The organism is Ruegeria sp. CE6 (assembly GCF_056537485.1).
On sequence record NZ_JBQFRR010000001.1, the window covers coordinates 901,267 to 923,041 of the forward strand.

At 56.4% G+C, this 21,775-nt stretch carries 20 protein-coding genes and 1 pseudogene; 1 reads left to right on the forward strand and 20 read right to left on the reverse strand.

The window, feature by feature from the left end; genetic code table 11:
* Position 1: 1 nt before the first annotated feature.
* The 17 genes and pseudogenes from rpsC to rpsL all read right to left on the reverse strand — a co-directional run bounded on the left by rpsC (position 2) and on the right by rpsL (position 14,071).
* On the reverse strand, positions 2-712 hold the full coding sequence (rpsC, locus tag ACR0DK_RS04480; RefSeq protein ID WP_008758042.1) for a 30S ribosomal protein S3: 711 nt from the start codon (positions 710-712) through the stop codon (positions 2-4).
* Complete coding sequence (gene rplV, locus ACR0DK_RS04485) at positions 712-1,092, reverse strand: 50S ribosomal protein L22 (RefSeq protein WP_039538267.1); 381 nt, start codon at positions 1,090-1,092, stop codon at positions 712-714. The genes rpsC and rplV overlap by 1 nt, the downstream gene beginning before the upstream one ends.
* Positions 1,093-1,095: 3 nt before the next feature.
* Positions 1,096-1,374, reverse strand: a complete 279-nt coding sequence (gene rpsS, locus ACR0DK_RS04490; protein ID WP_010437056.1) for a 30S ribosomal protein S19 — start codon at positions 1,372-1,374, stop codon at positions 1,096-1,098.
* Positions 1,375-1,377: 3 nt separating this feature from the next.
* Positions 1,378-2,220 (reverse strand): 50S ribosomal protein L2, encoded by an 843-nt coding sequence (gene rplB, locus ACR0DK_RS04495; protein WP_008757664.1) that lies wholly within the window; start codon positions 2,218-2,220, stop codon positions 1,378-1,380.
* Between the two features lie 307 nt (positions 2,221-2,527).
* Positions 2,528-3,562: a fatty acid desaturase gene (locus ACR0DK_RS04500; RefSeq protein ID WP_170567438.1), complete on the reverse strand. Its 1,035-nt coding sequence runs from the start codon at positions 3,560-3,562 to the stop codon at positions 2,528-2,530.
* A 251-nt stretch (positions 3,563-3,813) separates the two neighbouring features.
* On the reverse strand, positions 3,814-4,446 hold the full coding sequence (locus ACR0DK_RS04505; protein ID WP_480734928.1) for a hypothetical protein: 633 nt from the start codon (positions 4,444-4,446) through the stop codon (positions 3,814-3,816).
* Positions 4,443-4,739: a 50S ribosomal protein L23 gene (locus ACR0DK_RS04510; protein ID WP_008757532.1), complete on the reverse strand. Its 297-nt coding sequence runs from the start codon at positions 4,737-4,739 to the stop codon at positions 4,443-4,445. Before ACR0DK_RS04510 ends, ACR0DK_RS04505 begins: the two co-directional genes overlap by 4 nt.
* Positions 4,736-5,353, reverse strand: a complete 618-nt coding sequence (gene rplD, locus ACR0DK_RS04515; RefSeq protein WP_010437039.1) for a 50S ribosomal protein L4 — start codon at positions 5,351-5,353, stop codon at positions 4,736-4,738. The genes ACR0DK_RS04510 and rplD overlap by 4 nt, the downstream gene beginning before the upstream one ends.
* Positions 5,350-6,075: a 50S ribosomal protein L3 gene (rplC, locus tag ACR0DK_RS04520; RefSeq protein ID WP_008758167.1), complete on the reverse strand. Its 726-nt coding sequence runs from the start codon at positions 6,073-6,075 to the stop codon at positions 5,350-5,352. The genes rplD and rplC overlap by 4 nt, the downstream gene beginning before the upstream one ends.
* A gap of 18 nt (positions 6,076-6,093) precedes the next feature.
* A complete protein-coding gene (gene rpsJ / locus ACR0DK_RS04525) occupies positions 6,094-6,408 on the reverse strand; it encodes a 30S ribosomal protein S10 (RefSeq protein ID WP_008756422.1) in 315 nt (104 codons plus the stop codon).
* A gap of 191 nt (positions 6,409-6,599) precedes the next feature.
* A complete protein-coding gene (locus ACR0DK_RS04530; protein ID WP_480734930.1) occupies positions 6,600-7,574 on the reverse strand; it encodes a DUF2971 domain-containing protein in 975 nt (324 codons plus the stop codon).
* A gap of 145 nt (positions 7,575-7,719) precedes the next feature.
* A pseudogene (locus tag ACR0DK_RS04535) lies at positions 7,720-7,863 on the reverse strand (EF-Tu C-terminal domain-related protein); the annotation flags it as partial.
* Positions 7,864-7,890: 27 nt separating this feature from the next.
* On the reverse strand, positions 7,891-9,603 hold the full coding sequence (locus tag ACR0DK_RS04540) for an amidohydrolase (RefSeq protein WP_480734932.1): 1,713 nt from the start codon (positions 9,601-9,603) through the stop codon (positions 7,891-7,893).
* A gap of 238 nt (positions 9,604-9,841) precedes the next feature.
* Positions 9,842-11,017 carry an elongation factor Tu gene (tuf, locus tag ACR0DK_RS04545; RefSeq protein WP_010441214.1) on the reverse strand — a complete coding sequence of 392 codons (1,176 nt, stop codon included), beginning with the start codon at positions 11,015-11,017 and terminating at the stop codon, positions 9,842-9,844.
* A 60-nt stretch (positions 11,018-11,077) separates the two neighbouring features.
* Positions 11,078-13,195 carry an elongation factor G gene (fusA, locus tag ACR0DK_RS04550; RefSeq protein ID WP_170328783.1) on the reverse strand — a complete coding sequence of 706 codons (2,118 nt, stop codon included), beginning with the start codon at positions 13,193-13,195 and terminating at the stop codon, positions 11,078-11,080.
* A gap of 18 nt (positions 13,196-13,213) precedes the next feature.
* A complete protein-coding gene (rpsG, locus tag ACR0DK_RS04555) occupies positions 13,214-13,684 on the reverse strand; it encodes a 30S ribosomal protein S7 (RefSeq protein WP_010441203.1) in 471 nt (156 codons plus the stop codon).
* A gap of 15 nt (positions 13,685-13,699) precedes the next feature.
* Complete coding sequence (rpsL, locus tag ACR0DK_RS04560; RefSeq protein WP_005621086.1) at positions 13,700-14,071, reverse strand: 30S ribosomal protein S12; 372 nt, start codon at positions 14,069-14,071, stop codon at positions 13,700-13,702.
* Positions 14,072-14,430: 359 nt separating this feature from the next.
* Here rpsL and ACR0DK_RS04565 point away from each other — a divergent pair, with 359 nt between their 5' ends.
* Positions 14,431-15,285, forward strand: a complete 855-nt coding sequence (locus ACR0DK_RS04565) for a glycosyltransferase (RefSeq protein ID WP_255611895.1) — start codon at positions 14,431-14,433, stop codon at positions 15,283-15,285.
* On the opposite strand, the gene ACR0DK_RS04570 is transcribed toward ACR0DK_RS04565, so the two are convergent.
* The 3 genes from ACR0DK_RS04570 to rpoC form a co-directional block, all read right to left on the reverse strand.
* The gene (locus tag ACR0DK_RS04570; protein WP_223117096.1) at positions 15,270-16,139 is read right to left on the reverse strand and encodes a DMT family transporter; all 870 of its coding nucleotides are present in this window, start codon (positions 16,137-16,139) and stop codon (positions 15,270-15,272) included. The genes ACR0DK_RS04565 and ACR0DK_RS04570 overlap by 16 nt on opposite strands.
* A 129-nt stretch (positions 16,140-16,268) precedes the next feature.
* The gene (locus ACR0DK_RS04575; protein ID WP_480563099.1) at positions 16,269-17,342 is read right to left on the reverse strand and encodes a PLP-dependent cysteine synthase family protein; all 1,074 of its coding nucleotides are present in this window, start codon (positions 17,340-17,342) and stop codon (positions 16,269-16,271) included.
* Between the two features lie 141 nt (positions 17,343-17,483).
* Positions 17,484-21,725: a DNA-directed RNA polymerase subunit beta' gene (gene rpoC, locus ACR0DK_RS04580; RefSeq protein ID WP_170636341.1), complete on the reverse strand. Its 4,242-nt coding sequence runs from the start codon at positions 21,723-21,725 to the stop codon at positions 17,484-17,486.
* Between the last annotated feature and the right edge of the window lie 50 nt (positions 21,726-21,775).

A 21,775-nucleotide genomic window follows, 5' to 3' on the forward strand; every position in this document is an offset into this window, starting at 1 on the left:
CTTAGCGACGACCGCCACCAGCACCACGAGGTGCAGGGCCGTCCTGGAGTTCCTGTGCTTTACGGTCACGTGCCTGCGGATCGTGCTCCATGATCTCACCTTTGAAGATCCAGACCTTGATCCCGATGATCCCGTAAGGAGTCATCGCTTCGGCATGTGCGTAATCGATGTCGGCACGCAGGGTGTGCAGAGGCACGCGGCCTTCGCGGTACCACTCGGTCCGTGCGATTTCGGCGCCGCCCAGACGACCAGCGACGTTCACCCGGATACCCAGGGCGCCCATGCGCATGGCGTTCTGAACCGAGCGCTTCATCGCGCGGCGGAACGAGACGCGGCGCTCCAGCTGCTGAGCAATGGACTCGGCAACCAGCTGCGCGTCAAGCTCGGGCTTGCGCACTTCGACGATGTTCAGGTGCAGTTCGCTGTCGGTCATACGAGCAAGCTTTTTGCGCAGAACTTCGATGTCTGCACCTTTCTTGCCGATGATGACACCGGGACGAGCCGTGTGGATCGTGACGCGGCACTTCTTGTGCGGACGTTCGATGATCACACGGGCAACACCGGCCTGCTTGCACTCTTTGTTGATGAACTCACGGATCTTGAGGTCTTCCAGCAGAAGATCACCGTAGTCCTTGGTGTCGGCGTACCAGCGGCTGTCCCAGGTGCGGTTGACCTGAAGGCGCATGCCGATCGGATTGACTTTATGTCCCATTAGGCTTGCTCCTCAACTTGACGCACCTTGATGGTGATCTCCGAGAACGGCTTCATGATCTTGCCGAAACGGCCACGGGCACGCGGACGACCGCGCTTCATGACCAGGTTCTTGCCAACCCAGGCTTCGGCGACGATCAGTTCGTCGACATCCAGGTTGTGGTTGTTCTCGGCGTTGGCGATTGCAGACTGCAGGCACTTCTTGACGTCCTGCGCGACACGCTTGTTCGAGAAAGTCAGGTCGGTCAGAGCCTTCTCAACTTTCTTGCCGCGGATCATCTGCGCAACCAGGTTCAGTTTCTGCGGGCTAGTACGGAGCATGCGCGTTTTCGCCATTGCTTCGTTTTCAGCCACGCGGCGGGGGTTCTTTTCCTTGCCCATGACTTACTTCCGCTTCGCTTTTTTGTCAGCGGCGTGACCGTAATAGGTACGAGTCGGCGAGTATTCACCGAACTTCTGACCGATCATGTCTTCCGAGACGTTGACGGGGATATGCTTATGGCCGTTGTACACACCAAAGGTCAGACCCACGAACTGGGGCAGAATGGTGGAACGACGCGACCAAATCTTGATGACTTCGTTGCGGCCCGACTCGCGCGCTGCTTCGGCTTTTTTCAGCACGTAAGCATCGACGAAAGGACCCTTCCAAACAGAGCGAGACATAGATTAACGTCCCTTCTTCTTGGCGTGCCGCGAGCGGATGATCAGCTTCTGGGACGCTTTGTTCTTGTTGCGGGTACGCTTACCCTTGGTGTCCTTACCCCACGGAGTAACCGGCGTACGGCCACCCGAGGTACGACCTTCACCACCACCGTGCGGGTGGTCGATCGGGTTCATTGCAACACCACGAACCGACGGACGAACGCCCTTGTGGCGCATACGACCGGCTTTACCGAGGTTTTGGTTGCTGTTGTCGGGGTTGGACACGGCACCAACGGTGGCCATGCATTCCTGACGGACCATGCGCAGCTCGCCCGAGCTCAGACGGATCTGAGCGTAGCCGCCATCGCGGCCAACGAACTGAGCGTAAGTACCGGCCGCACGTGCGATCTGACCGCCTTTACCAGGCTTCATCTCGATGTTGTGGACGATGGTACCAATGGGCATGCCCGAGAAGGGCATTGCGTTGCCCGGCTTGATGTCGGCCTTGGCGGATGCCACGACTTTGTCACCAACAGCCAGACGCTGCGGAGCCAGGATATATGCCTGCTCGCCGTCTTCGTATTTTACCAGTGCGATGAATGCGGTCCGGTTCGGGTCATATTCGATCCGCTCGACGGTTGCCGCGACATCAAATTTGTTCCGTTTGAAGTCAACGATCCGGTAGAGACGCTTTGCGCCACCGCCGCGGCGGCGTGAAGTGATCCGTCCGGTGTTGTTCCGGCCGCCCGATTTGGTCAAACCCTCAGTGAGAGACTTGACCGGACGTCCTTTCCAAAGCTCCGAACGGTCGATCAGCACCAGCCCGCGCTGGCCCGGCGTCGTCGGCTTGTACGACTTGAGTGCCATGCTTTCTGTCTTCCGTTTAGCAAGTGCAGGGATTTCCCCGCTATGTGATAGGCCCCCGTAGGTGCCAAGGGTATAGGGCCCCGAAGGTCCCCGGTTACAAATATCAGAGGCCCCGGAACGAATCCGAGGCCGCAAGATTGGGAGCGTGTAGCAGTGTTGGGGATGGGTGTCTATAGGGTGCGGCCCAAGATTCTTATGGAAACCAAAGAAAAAGTCACCGCAACATTTGCCCTAGGTTTCAATTTCGCAAGTCGCGCGATCAGTGGGTATTACTTATTCGGCCGGAAGAACTCAGGTAACTTGCCACTCACTGATACAATGCGCGAACTTCGGCGAAGGACAACAGGCGGCGGTGTTTTTCGTCCCACAGGTGCAACCGCGCGTTGGCAATGCTCTCACGAATGGTCATCCTGTTGCTGTTTGCCAACTCGTCGTGATCGCGCAGCACTTCGGTCAGGCGGTAGAACGGAATGCGGCTGTACAGATGGTGCACGTGGTGGATGCCGATATTGGCACTGAACCACTGTAGCACCGGCGGCAGAACATAATGCGAGCTTCCGTGCAGGGCCGCCTCGTGCAACTGCCAATCCTTGTCCGATTCCCAATGCGTTTCTTCGAATTGGTGCTGAACATAAAACAGCCATACTCCTGCAGTTGCCGCAATCAGGGTTGAGGGCAGAAAAATCAGTAGGACCGGCATCAAGCCGCCATAGTAGTAGACAGCAAAAAGTGCGGTCAGAATAGCTATATTGGTGCCCATCGCGCTGACCCAGAACCGAGCGCTACCAGTTAAACCCAAGGGCAGACGGTTTTGGAGCAGGAACAAATAGCCGGGACCAAGTACGAACAGTGTGACCGGATTGCGGTAAACGCGATACCAGAACCGGTTCATGGGAGACTTGGATTGGTACTCAGCCACTGTCAGCGTGTGGATATCCCCCATTCCCCGCTTGTCCAAGTTACCCGAACTGTTGTGATGGTAAGAATGAGTGCGGCGCCAGACATCATAGGGTGTAAGGGTCAGCACCCCGATCACCCGTCCAACCCAGTCGCTGACTGTCCGGTTCTTGAAGAACGCCCCGTGCCCGCAATCGTGTTGGATCGCAAACAGGCGCAGCAGGAAGGCCGCATTCAGTACCGCAATGGCAAATGCCAGCCAGTAGCTGATGGATAATGCCATCCAGGACAGCGCCCAAAGCACAAAGAATGGGATAATGCTGACACCCAGCTCAAAGGAACTGCGCCATTGATTAGGTTCGCGGTATTTGGCAAGCGTCGAAACCCAATCCCGCGCGGCAGTTCTATCCGGGTTTTCCCGGGTCGAGAGAGAGGTTTCGGTCATGCGCCTGCCATGTCTTTTGCTTGTTGGAAGCCGGATAGATTACCCGCGCGACATAGCAAGCGAATTGTGCAAAATATGAGAGTTTAGTGCTCAAATTTTTGTGTCGCCGCGTAAGAACAACCCCCATGAGCACGCCACTTACCTCTCCCCAAAGACGCGTCCAATCACGGACCGCCGGATATATCGATGTGTGGTCTCTCTTCCAGGGTTGCACGTGCTTCTGACGCGTTTCTGATGAGTCAACGCAACTCTTACCCCAACGACCGCCTTCTGCAGAGCGGCTCAGACTCTACCGCGATACGTTGCTTGAGTTTGATATGACCCAAAACCTCGCGAAATGCGCGGTGCTTGGGTTTGCCTTCCAGATAATCCGCCAGTTTGAGCAGGTTGATCGGGTGCTTCGTAATTAACGTCTCGATCCGCTGCACCGCTTCGTCCAGCACGTAGTGATCCACGTACTGGCAGGCCACCTGTGTGGGCGTAAGGAGACAGTAATCCTGCGGGCGTTTCTCAGTATAGCGCGTGATGTCGAAGGGCGACGCACCGAGGGCGTGGAACTTGGGGATGTGCACACGCATCTCGGCCTCGACGTGTTCCAACACCGTACCCGAGGTCTGGCGAAACCCCAGCGGACCAAGCTTATCGACCACATGATTGCGCATCGCCGGAGAGATCATGTCCACATCCGCCCGGTCGTATTTCAGATCGTCGAAAACCGACAAAAGCCCCAGCTTTTCATCGGCGATCTGAAAATAGTGCTCGACGCTGAAAGCCCGCATCTTCTCCAACACCTGCGCACGCGCAGTTTCAGGGTCTGAAACGAAATCGGCCCCGGCGGGTTGAACCGCCGGGGCCGTGAATAGTCGCAGTAAGCGTCGGATCAAAGACCGGTGCTCACGTCGATTGTGTTACCCTCTTCCAGGGTCACATATGCTTTTTTGACGTCTTTCCGACGGCCCAGCTGGCCGCGGAACCGCTTGACCTTGCCTTTGGTCACAGTGGTGTTCACCGCTTTGACCTTTACACCAAATAGCGCCTCAACGGCCTCTTTGATCTGCGGCTTGTTGCTATCGATCGCCACTTCAAAGACAACTGCGCCGTTTTCGGACGCCATGGTCGACTTTTCAGTGATGATCGGCTTGCGGATCACGTCGTAGTGTTCTGCCTTCGCGCTCATTTCAGGCGAGCCTCCAGTGCTTCGACAGCCGCTTTGGTGAGCACCAGGGTGTCACGCTTGAGGATGTCATAGACGTTTGCGCCCATCGACGGCAGGATATCCAGGCCTTCGATGTTCTTGGACGCTTTCAGGAACCCTTCGTTCACGGTCGCGCCGTCGATGACCAGAGCACGTTTCCAGCCCAGGTTTGCAACCTGTTTGGCCAGAGCGGCGGTCTTGCCTTCGGCTTCGGCGTTTTCGATCACGACCAGTTCACCGGCCTTGGCTTTCGCCGACAGAGCGTGGCGCAGGCCAAGCTTGCGGAACTTCTTCGGCAGGTCATGACCGTGCGAACGCACGACGGGGCCTTTGTAGATACCACCACCACGGAAGATCGGCGCGTTACGGTCACCATGGCGTGCGCCACCGGTGCCCTTCTGGCGATAGATCTTCTTGGTCGAGTAGCTGGTTTCCGAGCGGGTCTTGACCTTGTGGGTGCCAGCTTGCGCGTTGTTGCGCTGCCAACGGACCACACGGTGCAGGATGTCCGCGCGCGGCTCGAGGCCGAACAGGTCTGCATCCAGCTCGATGTTGCCGGCCTTGCCGCCGTCCAGTTTGATTACATCAAGTTTCATGCTTCACCACCTTCCGCGGGAGCTTCTTCCGCAGGTGCTTCGGTTGCAGCCGATTTCACAGCAGCCGGGAAAGGCAGGCCTTCCGGTGCTTTCTTCTTGACGGCGTCCTTGACAGTGACCCAGCCCGATTTTGGTCCGGGAACGGCACCTTTGATGAAGACCAGGTTACGGTCGGCGTCGGTTTTGACGACTTCCAGGTTCTGGGTGGTAACACGGGCAGCACCCATGTGACCGGCCATCTTCTTGCCTTTGAACACCTTGCCCGGGTCCTGACACTGACCGGTCGAACCGTGTGAACGGTGGCTGATCGACACACCGTGCGAGGCGCGCAGACCACCAAAGTTCCAACGCTTCATCGCACCAGCAAAGCCTTTACCAATCGAGGTGCCCGAAACGTCAACTTTCTGACCTTCCAGGAAGTGTTCTGCCGAAATCTCGGCGCCCACATCGATCAGGCCATCTTCGGAGACGCGGAACTCGGCCAGCTTACGCTTGGGCTCGACCTTGGCAGCGGCATAGTGACCGCGCATGGCCTTCGAGGTGCGTTTTGCTTTGGCAGCACCGGCGCCCAGCTGAACGGCAGTGTAGCCGTCTTTGTCAGCGGTGCGCTGTGCAACGACCTGCAGGTTGTCCAGGTGAAGAACGGTCACAGGGATCTGCTTGCCGTCTTCCATGAACAGGCGGGTCATGCCAACTTTTTTTGCGATAATACCAGAGCGCATAATCTATACCCTCCGATCTTACGACTGCAGCTTGATCTCGACGTCCACACCAGCAGCGAGGTCGAGCTTCATCAGCGCGTCAACGGTCTGGGGGGTCGGATCAACGATGTCCAAGAGACGCTTGTGCGTACGGATCTCGAACTGGTCGCGGGATTTCTTGTCAACGTGAGGGCCACGGAGAACCGTGAACTTCTCAATCTTGTTCGGCAGTGGGATCGGGCCGCGCACGTTCGCGCCGGTCCGCTTGGCAGTGTTGACGATCTCTTGCGTGCTGGCATCCAGAACGCGATAGTCAAATGCCTTCAGCCGAATACGGATGTTTTGGCTTTGCATAGATACAGCCTTTTATCAGGCGTTGAGGTTGAGAGGAGGACAGACGCGCATCGCCAACCCTCATCGAACCCAAAAGGCGGGAATCACCCCGCCTTGATGTTCTTATTGAGAACTCGCGCGTATTAGTGGGGTTGGTGGGGTTTGGCAAGGGGGTAAGTGAAACCTACTTGCGCATTCATCTGTGTGCTGTCCTAGTCCGTGCGCAAAGGAATATCCGACGAAACCACCTTTTCTCGATACTCAGTCACGTTCGCCTCTTCCAACACTTGCCGAAATGCCTGAGCACTTACATAGGGGTACTCTGTGGGCCCAATAATGACCCGATCCAACAAACTTGGCACGTCAGCACCAAACAAGCCAACTTCTGGATCATGTTTCAAAGGCAGGACGTAGACAATCTGCGGAACACCTCCCAGCACCTCGACACGCCTTTCCATAGCGGCACTGCGTTCTTCATTTGGCCGGTAGAAGAGACGCCATTCCCGCTCTTCAGAAAACCCCGGGTGCTTTGTGACGATGGCAGTATGAAACAACATGTGGTGAATGTAAGTGACGACTGTATCTTGCCCCAATGACTGCAAATATTTGCGGTTTATTAATATGGCGTCCGTAATCTGATCCAGCCGAGCCCGATATGCATCTTCAGATAGATACATCACTGGCGCAGAGTAGACCGCCAACTTGTCAGTAAACGCCATCATTGGAGCATTATTTACAACAAGTGCGGTATCACCATAGGCACGCCACATCGACAGCCGCCCGCTCTTATCTTCGTCCTCACTGTGCTCGGAAATGCATGCGATGTATGTTTCCAGTTCCCAATCGTGCATCCAACCTTGCAGACGTTCATAAACAAGACTGATCGTCCCTTCAAATATGTCCTCAACGGCTTCCCTGAAACGCTCTCCAGCCTCGCCCGAAAAGACTTTATGTATTAGATCAATGCCATACGAGATTTCCGAAAAATCGTTCATAACGGTCGCATTGCGGAACCAGAGCTCCTTGTTGCGGATAACCTTCAGAGCCGTGTCTGCACTAGTATAGTAGGCGAAACGGCGTTTGTTTTCAGCAATTTCAACTATTCTCTCAGGGTAACCTGGCTGGAATATCTCCCAGAATTTTCGAGTATAGTCATCGACTTCCATCAATTTACCAAATTCCTTCATTCTCCAATTATGCTAGAAAACTAGACGTTGGTGACACGGGCGCAAGACATAATCAGTGTCCGCTGAAAGATATGAAAAAGGCCGCCCCTTTTGGGACGGCCTTCTTAATCTCACCCATGTACCGAGTTGAAGCCCGGCCTACCGATTACTCAATGATTTTCGACACGACGCCAGCGCCGACGGTGCGGCCGCCTTCGCGGATGGCGAAGCGCAGGCCGTTTTCCATCGCGATCGGCGCGATCAGCTTAACGGTGAAGCCAACGCTGTCGCCGGATAAAACCAATTCGGTGACGTCTCAGTTCCCAAAACCCACAGGCTAGTTCTTAACAAGCCACGGGGCTTCGACCTTCATGCCTTGATAGACCGCGTGCATGAAAAGGTGTGCAATCACAGGGTCATTTGAAAATGGCGAGAATTGCAGATTTCCCTCTCTGACATCGCCATCAGCTTCATAGACCACCTTGTCGCCTTTGATGGTTACACGCACTTCGAGCTCCGCCAGCGATTCCGGATCGACGGCAGTAGGATCGTCCGACAAAATCACAAAGTCCGCGACTTTTCCAACTTCGATAGACCCTTTCTCTTCTTCCTCGAAGTGCTGCCATGCAGGCCAGATCGTCATTGCCTTCAATGCGGTCATGACATCTACCCGCTGATGCGGTCCCAAGATATCTCCAGAGCGCGTACGGCGCGTGACTGTCGCTGCAAGTACACGCATGCTATCTGGAAAGGCCACTGGCGCATCGTGATGCGTGCCGAACATCATGTCACGTTCACGCAACCATCCTGTGGGTGAGATGTTATCGGCGTTGACCGGCCCGACAGTATGATCCCGGTGCCAATCGCCCCAATAGAACGTATGCATCGGAAAGAGCGACGGAAACACACCAAGGCGCTTAAGGCTTGCGACCTGATCCTCTCGAAGGAACTGACCGTGAATCAGAACGGGGCGGTTGCCGGGATCGCCATACTTGATCTGTGCCTCTTCTAGTGCAGCAATCAGCATGTCAGATGCCCCTTCACCGTTGGAATGCACGAGGATTTGGAAATCGTTGTCGTAACACCAATTCACCGCGTCCTGGAGTTGCTCCATCGTGATGGCTGCGTATCCTGCGTAGCCGGCAGCATAGTTCCCAACCGGATCATAATAGGGTCGATCCCTTAAAGCGGTGAAACCTTGCGGCGAGCCATCAATTGTAAGTTTACAGCCCCCGACCCGAACCCTGTTTTCGTAGCTTTTCGAAGTGTTCGCACCAATAAACTCTTTCGACTCAAGAACATCCGGGAAGGCTACTACATCGATTGGAAGAGCTTCTTCCGCAGCGACTTTCCTGAGAACCTCGACAATCTGACCTGATGATCGGCCTTCCTGCCCGGTCGTATATCCAAACTTTGCCCAAAGGTCGGTTCCAGCTCGGGCAAATGCTGCCAGACCCTCTTCACCCAGATTTCCCAGCAAGGGAACGAGAACAGAAAAGAACGCGTACTCCTCCAGAACACCGTTTGGCTCTCCGGCCTCATCGCGTTGGATCACCCCGCCCGGAGGTGCTTCGGAAGCCGCCGTTATACCAGCCAATTCCAAAGCTTTCGAGTTTGCGACACCTATATGCCCAGACTGATGAATAATGACGACCGGCAAGTCCTCAGACACAATGTCCAGCTCTTGTCGTGTTGGGTGACGGAGTTCCTTTAACTGAGCATTGTCGTAACCAAAGCCGATGATCATTTTGACCTGCTCAACGGCTTGCGCATTCTCCTCGGCCCAGTCAGTCAGCGTGGATTGCAGACTGGCGATATCAATGACATCCCCGTCCGGTGGCGCAAGAAGGTTAGCGGACAGGGCCTGCAAGCCGCCCATGACGACATGTCCGTGGCTATCAACGAAACCCGGAAGCATCGCGCGCCCTTCCAGATCATAAGTTTCGGTTTCCTCACCCTGATGCGCCGACAAGTCAGATAGCGACCCAACCGCAAGAATGCGCCCGTCTTTGACTGCGACAGCTTCGGCGGACGGAGCCGTATCGTTCATCGTTACAATTGGCCCGCCCAAATAGATCCGATCCGCAATCTGTTGTGAGGACGCAGAGGTAGATGAGAAAGCAACCGCTGCGACAAGACAAACTGAACGCGCCCAAAAGTGCATCTTATGACCTCTTTCTAATTGCAATGTCTCAATACGAAAGAAGTTAGCATTACTGTTGGCTTAGGCAAAAACGAAAAAGGGCGCCCCGAGGGACGCCCTTTCTTTGTATATTCGCTTACGCGAATTACTCGATGATTTTCGAGACGACGCCGGCGCCGACGGTGCGGCCGCCTTCGCGGATGGCGAAACGCAGGCCATCTTCCATCGCGATCGGGGCGATCAGCTCGACGGTGAAGCCGACGTTGTCACCGGGCATAACCATCTCGGTGCCAGCCGCCAGGGTCACGGTGCCGGTCACGTCAGTTGTACGGAAGTAGAACTGCGGACGGTAGTTCGCAAAGAACGGGGTGTGACGACCGCCTTCTTCCTTGGTCAGGATGTAGGCTTCGGCTTCGAACTTGGTGTGCGGTGTAACCGAACCCGGCTTACACAGAACCTGGCCACGCTCAACGCCGTCACGGTCGATACCGCGCAGAAGGGCGCCGATGTTGTCGCCCGCTTCACCGCGATCCAGCAGCTTGCGGAACATTTCAACACCGGTACAGGTGGTTTTCTGAGTGTCACGGATGCCGACGATTTCGATCTCGTCGCCAACATTGATCACGCCACGCTCGACACGGCCGGTCACAACGGTACCACGGCCCGAGATCGAGAACACGTCTTCGACCGGCATCAGGAACGGCTTGTCGACTTCACGCTCAGGGGTGTCGATGTAGTCATCAACAGCCGCCATCAGTTCCTTGATCTTCTCTTCGCCGATTTCCGGGTTGTTGCCTTCCATCGCGGCCAGAGCCGAACCTGCGATGATCGGAATATCGTCGCCGGGGTATTCGTAGCTGGACAGCAGTTCGCGAACTTCCATCTCAACCAGTTCCAGCAGCTCTTCGTCGTCAACCTGGTCAACTTTGTTCATGAACACGACCATCTTCGGGATGCCAACCTGGCGGCCCAGCAGGATGTGCTCGCGGGTCTGCGGCATTGGGCCGTCAGCTGCGTTCACAACCAGGATCGCGCCGTCCATCTGAGCGGCACCGGTGATCATGTTCTTGACATAGTCGGCGTGGCCGGGGCAGTCGACATGCGCATAGTGGCGGTTGTCGGTCTCGTACTCCACGTGGGCGGTCGAGATGGTGATGCCACGTGCTTTTTCTTCAGGCGCGCCGTCAATCTGGTCATACGCTTTGAAGTCACCGAAATACTTGGTGATTGCTGCGGTCAGCGTGGTCTTGCCGTGGTCAACGTGGCCAATCGTGCCGATGTTGACGTGCGGCTTATTACGCTCAAACTTTTCCTTTGCCATGATGGCCTCCTTTTTCGGTAATGAAGGGAGCACGTTAGCCGCGCTCCCTCAAATCTTCGCTTATGCGTATTTCGCCTGAATCTCGTCCGAGATGTTCTGCGGGACCGGATCGTAGTGATCGAACTGCATGGTGAACTGGGCACGGCCCGACGACATCGAACGCAGAGTGTTGATGTAGCCGAACATGTTGGCCAGCGGAACAAACGCGTCGATCGCGATTGCGTTGCCGCGCGGTTCCTGACCAGACACCTGGCCACGACGCGAGGTCAGGTCGCCGATGATACCGCCGGTATATTCTTCCGGGGTGATCACTTCGACCTTCATGATCGGTTCCAGCAGTTTCGCGCCAGCTTTGCGCATGCCTTCGCGCATACACATCCGCGATGCGATTTCGAACGCCAGAACGCTCGAGTCAACGTCGTGGAACTTACCGTCCAGCAGGGCAACCTTGAAGTCGATCACGGGGAAGCCGGCCAGCGGGCCGCTATCCATGACCGAGTTGATGCCTTTTTCAACACCGGGGATGTATTCCTTCGGAACGGCACCACCAACGATGCGGCTTTCGAACGAATAGCCTTCGCCTGCTTCGGTCGGCTGGATCTCCAGCTTGACTTCCGCGAACTGACCCGAACCACCCGACTGTTTCTTGTGGGTGTAGGTGTGCTCGACCGGCATCGAGATGGTTTCGCGATAGGCCACCTGAGGTGCACCGATGTTCGCTTCAACCTTGAACTCGCGCTTCAGACGGTCAACCAGGATGTCCAGGTGAAGTTCGCCCATGCCCTTCATGATGGTCTGACCCGACTCCAGGTCGGTTTCCACGCGGAAGGACGGGTCTTCGGCGGCCAGACGGGCCAGACCCTGGGACATCTTCTCTTGGTCGCCCTTGGTTTTGGGCTCGACCGCGATTTCGATCACCGGGTCGGGGAAGGTCATGGTTTCCAGAACCACCGGATCCTTCGCGTCACACAGAGTGTCGCCGGTGGTGGTGTCTTTCAGACCCGCCAGCGCGATGATGTCGCCTGCAAACGCTTCTTCGATCTCTTCCCGGTTGTTCGAGTGCATCATCATCATACGACCGATGCGCTCTTTCTTACCTTTGGTCGAGTTCAGGATCGAGTCACCCTTGTTCATGGTGCCCGAGTAGATCCGGGTGAAGGTCAGAGAGCCAACGAAGGGGTCGTTCATGATTTTGAACGCCAGACCCGAGAAGGCCATGTCGTCGTCTGCACGACGGGCGATGTCACGAACTTCTTCCTCGTCGCCGGGTTTGAAGCCCATGTAATCGACAACGTCCAGCGGGCTGGGCAGATAGTCGATCACAGCGTTGAGCAGCGGCTGAACGCCTTTGTTCTTGAACGCCGAACCACCCAGAACCGGAACGAACGCGATTTCCAGAGTACCTTTGCGCAGCAGAGCGCGCAGGGTCGGAACGTCGGGCTCATTGCCTTCCAAGTATTCCATCATCGCGTCGTCGTCCATTTCGACGGCCGCTTCGATCATCTTGCCGCGCCATTCGTCAGCCATGTCTTTCAGGCTGTCGCGGATAGGAGCTTTGATCCAGCTTGCGCCCAGATCTTCGCCCTGCCACAGCCACTCTTCCATGGTGACCAGGTCGATCAGACCTTCCAGCTCGGACTCGGCACCGATCGGAATACCAACCGGAACAGCGCGTGCGCCGGTGCGGTCTTCGATCATGTTGACGCAGTTGAAGAAGTCAGCGCCGATCTTGTCCATTTTGTTGACGAAAACCATACGCGGAACCTTGTAGCGGTCAGCCTGACGCCACACGGTTTCGGTCTGGGGCTCAACACCGGCGTTTGCGTCCAGAACGCAGACAGCACCGTCGAGAACCGCCAGCGAACGCTCAACTTCGATGGTGAAGTCAACGTGGCCGGGGGTGTCGATGATGTTCAGGCGGTGCTTAGGAGTTTCTGCGGTCTGACCGTCCTCGGTGCGTTCCCAGAAAGTGGTGGTCGCAGCCGAAGTGATGGTGATGCCGCGTTCCTGCTCCTGCTCCATCCAGTCCATGGTGGCTGCACCATCGTGCACCTCACCGATGTTGTGGGATTTACCAGTGTAATACAGGATACGCTCCGAGCAGGTGGTCTTACCTGCGTCGATGTGCGCCATGATACCGAAGTTACGGTACAGTTCGAGCGGATATTCGCGTGCCATTGGTCTAAGCCTCTCGGATTACCAACGATAATGGCTGAAGGCTTTGTTCGCCTCGGCCATCTTGTGGGTGTCTTCGCGTTTCTTGACGGCAGTACCGCGGGACTGAACGGCGTCCAGCAGCTCGCCTGCAAGGCGCTCTTCCATGGTGTTTTCGTTGCGGCCGCGCGCAGCAGTGATCAGCCAGCGGATGGCCAGTGCTTCGCGGCGCTCAGGGCGCACTTCGACCGGAACCTGATAGGTTGCACCACCAACGCGGCGCGAGCGAACTTCGACCGACGGCTTGATGTTGTCGAGCGCTTCGTGGAACACTTCGACAGGAGCGCGCTTTACCTTGTTCTCAACGCGGTCAAACGCGTTGTAAACGATGCGCTCTGCGACCGACTTCTTGCCGTCGATCATCAGGTTGTTCATGAATTTGGTCAGTACCTTGTCGCCAAATTTGGCGTCAGGCAGGACTTCGCGTTTTTCGGCGGCGTGACGACGTGACATATCAGCCTCTCCTTCTTACTTGGGACGCTTCGCGCCGTATTTCGAACGACGTTGCTTACGATCTTTGACGCCCTGAGTATCCAGAACACCGCGCAGGATGTGGTAACGCACACCGGGAAGGTCTTTTACACGGCCGCCACGGATCAGAACAACCGAGTGTTCCTGCAGGTTGTGGCTTTCACCCGGGATGTACGAGATGACCTCGAACCCGTTGGTCAGGCGCACTTTGGCAACCTTACGCATAGCCGAGTTCGGCTTCTTAGGTGTGGTGGTGTACACGCGGGTGCAAACGCCGCGCTTCTGCGGGCACTGCTCCAGGTGCATGGACTTCGAGCGTTTTACTTTGGGCTGCCGCGGTTTGCGGATCAGCTGTTGAATAGTTGGCATTCCGGTTTCTTCCCCGTTTTGCAACACACATGACATGCACGCGCGTTGCGTGCGGTTAAATTCGCTGCACTCATGCGTCCACAAGCGCAAAACCCGCGAGCGTTCCCATTCCGAGGTGAACGTCGCGGTTTGTTATCAGAGGGCGCGAACGATAAAAGTGTCCGGGCCTTGACCAGTTCATTACTGAAATCGGTTATGGGGCGGCCCCCGGTACCGAGATGTCGCGCGTATTAAGGGGAGTCGGCCCGAGTGTCAACAGCCCAGCGGGAAAGGCGTGTTGTACATAAGAGCTCCGGCCGTCTATCAGGAACTAATGGAGATTCCCACTGCGCCGACGCATTGCAGCACTCCGGCACCGGATGCATAGTGAACATGCCCTGCAAACCATTGGATGCCCCATGCAAGTCTTTGGCCTGTGCCGATTTTCATTCCCTGCTCTGGGCGATTTCCAGATCGAACATGACACGGTCGCAGATCGGCGCGCCCATCTCTACAACCCTGCTCGTCTGGAAGAGCGGTTCCGCTTGTTCGAATCTGTGACGTTGCCCAGCTTTCGCACGCAGACAGATGGGGACTATCAGCTTCTGGTCGTTGTTGGGGACTGTCTGCCGCGAAAGGCGCTCGACCGGATTAAGGACCTCACCGCTGACATCAAGCAGGTACGAATTGTCCAAAGACCCGTCGAACCAAGCCATAAACACCGGCAGGTCATGAAACGAATCCTTCAGGAAGCGCGTTCAAACCCGGACCGGCCCTGTCTTCAATTTCGCCATGATGACGACGACAGCATTTCGATTGATTTCATCGAAAGACTGCGCGAGTCCGCCGATGATGTTGCCGGGCTGATTGGAAAAAATCAGGCCATAGGCCTCGATTTCAACAACGGATACCAGGCCAGCTTTGGGCCGAATGGCGTTCGGGCGGCACAAGTCTACAAATCTCTGCTTGGGGTGGGCTTGGGCATGCTTATCGCGGGCGGGTGCGCCCACACGATCATAAGTTTTACCCACAACCGGATCGGGCGTTTCATGCCAGTGGTCAGTTATCCTGATCGCCCGATGTGGATCAGGACATTGAACAACTCCAACGACTCGCCGCGCGCTGAAAAGCAAAAGGCGCAGCTTGCGCCGATCACGCCCGAAATCGAGACCGATTTTGCCACGCGTTTCGCGCTAAACCCCGGTTTCGTACGTTTGCCTCACTTCTCCGCCTGACGCGACCGTTCGCGAAACAGAGTGAACATCCCTGCCGCAACTACCAATGCACCACCCAGCATTGTGATCGCGTCCGGCCAGTCACCAAACACAGCCCACCCCAGTCCCAGTGCCCAAAGCAGGCTGGAATAGCGAAATGGCGCAACAAAACCGACCTCGCCCACGCGCATCACCATGACACTGAATAGATAGCCTATCAGAACAAAGACCGCAGCGCTGGCGATCATCGCTCCAGATGCGGTCGAGACCGGCACCCATCCTTCAAACGTGGAGACGATGATCGCTGCCAATGTGATAGTGAGGGATGTCGCCAGTGTTACCACCATAGAAGGTACTTCGGCTGACATTCGGCGAGTGATCAAATCGCGAACTGTAACGGAAGCAACCGCAATCAATGCGTAAATCGCATAGATGCTGAACCCTTCAGGACCGGGCCGAACGATCAACAACATACCGACGAACCCAAGCGCAATTGCAGCAATACGTCTCCATCCAATTACTTCACCGAAGAATAAGGCAGCACCCAAAGTCACGGTCAGCGGCAACGCCTGTAGAACTGCCGTAACGTTGGCAAGCGGCATGTGCATCAGAGCCGTCAAAAAGAAGATGGTCGCCGCCAACTCTGCCAGGCAACGTAATGCGATAAGCCATTTGTCATGGAGGGGAAAATTCAGGTGGAGCGCCCCAAGATAACGGGCCATTATCAACACAAGAACTGTCGCCAAAACTCCGCGCATGGCCACAAGTTGGAACAGAGGCAGATCTTGCCCCACCACTTTCACCAACGCATCATTGACGGTAAAGGCCGCCATACTGCCCATCATCAGCAGCGCGCCTTTAACGTTAGGACTCATTTAATCAACACCCGGTCTTCAATATATTGTCGTATTCACTGTTCAATTGATCACGAATTCAATTTGCGCCTGACAATCCTACAGTAATAGTTCCGACGAGCTACACAAACTGTCGACTTTTCAGTCGTTTCAATCTGTCATCTGGGCGGAAGGCGTAGATTTCGAGATCTCGATCTCATCATCCGTCATCTCCTCTTCTACGCCATCAAACAATGGCGTCGAAAGGTAACGCTCGCCCGTATCTGGCAACATTACCAACATAACGGAACCTTCCGGAGCAGTCTCGGCCAGTTTCATCGCGACCGCAAAGGTCGAGCCACCAGAAATACCGGTAAAAATCCCCTCTTCCGCGGCCAAACGGCGCGACCATGCAATACCGTCGCTACCGGGAACGGGAATCAACTCATCGTAGTAGGAGTTATCAATGGCCTCCTGCAGAACCCACGGAATGAAATCAGGCGTCCAGCCTTGGATCGGATGCGGTTCGAAGTTCGGGTGGCTCTCGGTCGGCTGGTGTATTTCGTTGCGGGTGTTTACATACCCCGACGACACAATGGCTGCATTGGCAGGCTCGGTCAGGATGATCTTGGTCTCAGGGCGCACTTTCCTCAGCACCCGGGCCACGCCCGAGACCGTCCCGCCAGTGCCATAGCCCGTAACCCAATAGTCGAGATTCTGCCCATCAAAGTCACCCAAGATTTCCCTCGCGGTGGTATTTTCGTGAATATCGGCATTGGCTGCGGTTTCAAACTGGCTGGCCAGGAACCAGCCGTTCTGCTCGGCCAGTTCCTTAGCTTTTGTATACATGCCGAACCCCTTTTGCGCGCGCGGTGTCAGGACAACTTTTGCCCCCAAAAACCGCATCAGCTTGCGCCGCTCGACCGAGAAACTGTCGGCCATCGTCACAACCAAGGGATAGCCTTTGGCCGCGCAGACCATCGCCAGCCCGATACCGGTATTCCCCGAGGTCGCCTCAACTACTGTCTGACCGGGTTTTAAGCTACCGTCGCGTTCTGCCGCTTCGATGATGTTGAGGGCAAGGCGATCTTTGACAGAACTGGCCGGGTTAAACGCTTCGAATTTTACGTAAACCGTCACGTTTGAGGGCGCGATCCTGTTTATTCGTATGCTTGGCGTGTCTCCGACGGTGTCCAAAATACTATCATACAGGCGCTTTCGCCCATGCGTTTGACGGGTTGTCATTGCGGCCCCCTCCTCTGTTGACGAAAGCATGCCACAAACCGGGCCACATTAGTAACTATCTTTGTGAGAGTTCGCCTCGGAGCGCTCACAACAAGAAAGGCCCCGCGAAATCGCGGGGCCTTTCTTAGTTATTGAAGGTGCCTATTCGCGGCTTTCCGGTGTTTCCACCAGAACGTCCAGCTCATCCCCAACCATATCGTCGTCGAAGGTCGGAGCGGCCAGAGCAGCGGCCGCTTCGGCCTCTTCCCGGCGGGCTTCAATGACCACGTTGTCACGCGATTGCGCGATGTGGCGGACGGCCTGAGTGGCCCCACCGGTACCGGCGGGGATCAGACGACCAACGATGACGTTCTCTTTCAGGCCAACCAGCTTGTCTTTCTTGCCCTGAACCGAGGCTTCGGTCAGCACGCGGGTGGTTTCCTGGAACGACGCCGCCGAGATGAACGAACGCGTCTGCAGCGAAGCTTTGGTGATCCCCAGAAGGATCGGCTCACCCTGAGCCGGACGACCGCCACGCGAGATGGTCTTCTCGTTGGCTGCGTCGAACTCCTGCTTGTCGACATGTTCGCCTTTTAGCAGGGTGGTGTCACCTGAATCCAGGATCTCCCACTTCTGCAGCATCTGGCGCACGATGACCTCGATGTGCTTGTCGTTGATCTTAACGCCCTGCAGACGATAAACGTCCTGCACTTCGTCGATCATGTAATCCGCCAGCGCTTCGACACCCATAATCGACAGGATGTCATGCGGAGCCGGGTTACCGTCCATCAGGTATTCACCCTTCTGGATGAAGTCCCCTTCGGCGACCGGGATGTGCTTGCCCTTGGGTACCATGTATTCGATGGTCTCCATGGACTCGTCAGCCGGTTCGATGCTGATGCGGCGCTTGTTCTTGTAGTCGCGGCCAAAGCGCACGTAACCATCGGCTTCTGCGATGATCGCGTGATCTTTCGGACGACGGGCTTCGAACAGTTCGGCCACACGTGGCAGACCACCGGTGATGTCCTTGGTCTTAGCGCCTTCACGCGGGATACGCGCAACAACGTCACCGGCTTCGATGGTCTGACCATCTTCGACGGACAGGATCGCATCCACCGACATCGGATAGTGAACCGGGTTGCCCGCATCGTTGCGGACCGGCTCGCCATCTTCACCGACCAGAATGATCTCGGGCTTGAGGTCGCTGCCTTTGGGGGCCGCGCGCCAGTCGATCACGATCTTCTGGGTCATGCCGGTTGCATCGTCGGTCTCATCCCGGACCGCAAGGCCCGAAACAAGGTCGACATATTTCGCGGTACCGGCTTTCTCGGCGATGATCGGCAGGGTGTAGGGATCCCATTCGAAGAGCTTGTCGCCACGAGCAACCTTGGTGCCGTCCTTGACAAACAGCTTGGAGCCATAGCCCAGCTTGTGGCTGGCACGCTCTTCGCCATGCTCGTCCTTGATCACCAGCTTCATGTTCCGGCCCATGACAAGGCTTTCGCCTGCCGCATTGACCAGTATCTGCGGGTTCTCGAACGATACGACACCTTCTTGGCTGGCTTCCTGGAACGACTGCTGACCACCTTGCGCAACACCACCGATGTGGAATGTACGCATGGTCAGCTGTGTACCGGGTTCACCGATCGACTGCGCGGCGATGATGCCGACAGCTTCACCTGTGTTCACCATTGTACCGCGTGCAAGGTCACGACCGTAGCAGGTTGCACAGACGCCTTCTTCGGACTCACAGGTCAGAGGCGAGCGGATGCGCATGGACTGAACACCGGCTTCGTCAATGGTGTCGGCCATACGTTCGTCGATCAGCTGACCAGCTGCCACGATCACTTCGTCCGTTCCCGGACGCAGAACATCATCAGCCGCGACACGGCCCAGCACACGTTCGGCCAGCGAGGCGACAACCTCACCGTCGTTTACGGCGGCTTCGGCAGTAATCGCACGCTCGGTGCCACAATCGATCTCACGAACGATACAGTCTTGCGCCACGTCTACCAGACGACGGGTCAGGTAACCCGAGTTCGCCGTCTTCAGAGCGGTATCCGACAGACCCTTACGGGCACCGTGGGTCGAGTTGAAGTACTCGAGAACGGTCAGACCTTCTTTAAAGTTCGAGATAATCGGCGTCTCGATGATGTCACCGTTCGGCTTGGCCATCAGGCCACGCATACCGCCCAGCTGTTTCATCTGAGTGACCGAGCCACGCGCACCGGAGTGGGCCATCATGTAGACCGAGTTCGGCTCTTGATCTGACCCGTCTTCGGCCTTGGCAACGTCAGAGATGGTGCTCATCATCGCTTCGGTGACGCGGTCGTTACACTTCGACCAGGCATCAACAACTTTGTTGTACTTTTCGCCCTGAGTGATCAGGCCGTCCATGTACTGCTGTTCAAAGTCCTTCACCTGACCGCGGGTGTCATCAACGATGCCCCACTTGTCATCCGGGATGACCATGTCGTCCTTGCCGAACGAGATGCCCGCCTTGAACGCTTCTTTGAAGCCCATCGACATGATCTGGTCACAGAAGATAACCGACTCTTTCTGACCGCAGTAACGGTAGACGGTGTCGATCACCTGCTGCACTTCTTTCTTCCGCAGCAGGCGGTTGACCAGCTCGAACGGGGCTTTGTTGTTCATCGGCAGCAATGCACCCAGACGCAGTCGGCCCGGAGTGGTTTCATAGCGCTTCTGAACTTCGTTGCCTTCGTCGTCGATCTGCGTGATCCGCGCGGTGATTTTCGAGTGCAGATGCACCTCACCCGCGTCCAACGCGTGCTGAACTTCTTCGATCGAACCGAAGACCTTGCCTTCGCCCGGCATGCCTTCGCGTTCGAGGGTCACATAGTACAGACCCAGGATCATATCCTGCGACGGAACGATGATCGGCGCGCCGTTTGCAGGCGACAGAACGTTGTTCGTCGACATCATCAGAACGCGCGCTTCCAGCTGCGCCTCAAGGCTCAGCGGGACGTGAACAGCCATCTGGTCCCCGTCGAAGTCGGCGTTAAAGGCCGAACAGACCAGCGGGTGCAGCTGGATGGCTTTACCTTCGATCAGAACCGGCTCGAACGCCTGAATACCAAGACGGTGCAGCGTTGGCGCACGGTTCAGCATGACAGGGTGTTCGCGGATCACCTCGTCGAGAATATCCCACACTTCGGGACGCTCTTTCTCGACCAGTTTCTTCGCCTGTTTCACGGTCGAAGAAAGACCCTTGGCTTCAAGGCGCGAGTAGATGAACGGCTTGAACAGCTCCAGCGCCATCTTCTTTGGCAGACCACACTGGTGCAGTTTGAGTTCCGGACCGGTCACGATGACCGAACGGCCCGAGAAGTCGACGCGCTTACCCAGAAGGTTCTGACGGAAGCGACCCTGCTTACCTTTCAGCATGTCCGACAGCGATTTCAGCGGGCGCTTGTTGGCGCCGGTGATTACGCGACCACGACGGCCGTTGTCGAACAGAGCGTCAACGGATTCCTGCAGCATCCGCTTTTCGTTGCGGACGATGATGTCAGGCGCGCGCAGCTCGATCAGACGCTTCAGACGGTTGTTCCGGTTGATGACGCGGCGATACAGATCGTTCAGATCCGAGGTCGCGAACCGGCCACCATCCAGCGGAACCAGCGGACGCAGTTCCGGCGGAATGACCGGGATCACGGTCATGACCATCCACTCAGGCCGGTTGCCCGACTCGAGGAAGGATTCGACAACCTTCAGACGCTTGATGATCTTTTTGGGCTTCAACTCGCCGGTTGCTTCGGCCAGATCAGCGCGCAGCTGCTCGGCTTCGGCTTCCAGATCGATCTGGGCCAGCATCTCACGGATGGCTTCGGCACCGATATTCGCGGTGAACGCATCCATGCCATAGGCATCCTGCGCATCCATGTACTCTTCTTCGGTCAGCATCTGGCCGTAGGTCAGGTCGGTCAGACCGGGCTCGATGACGACGTAGTTTTCAAAGTACAGAACGCGTTCCAGATCGCGCAGCGTCATGTCCAGCATCAGACCGATGCGGGACGGCAGCGATTTCAGGAACCAGATGTGTGCGACGGGCGCGGCCAGTTCGATGTGGCCCATACGCTCGCGGCGGACTTTCTGCAGGGTGACTTCCACACCGCATTTCTCGCAGACAACGCCGCGATATTTCATCCGCTTATATTTGCCGCATAGACATTCGTAATCTTTGATCGGGCCAAAGATACGCGCGCAGAACAGACCGTCACGCTCGGGCTTGAACGTCCGGTAGTTGATGGTTTCGGGTTTCTTGATCTCACCATAGGACCAAGACAGGATCCGTTCAGGGCTGGCCAGCGAAACCTTGATCTCGTCAAAGACTTTCGGCGGTGTCAGCGGGTTGAACGGGTTGTTGGTGATTTCCTGGTTCATTTTGATACCTCAAATTTTGCGGAAGGGGGGACGGGAGGAAGGGCCGAGGC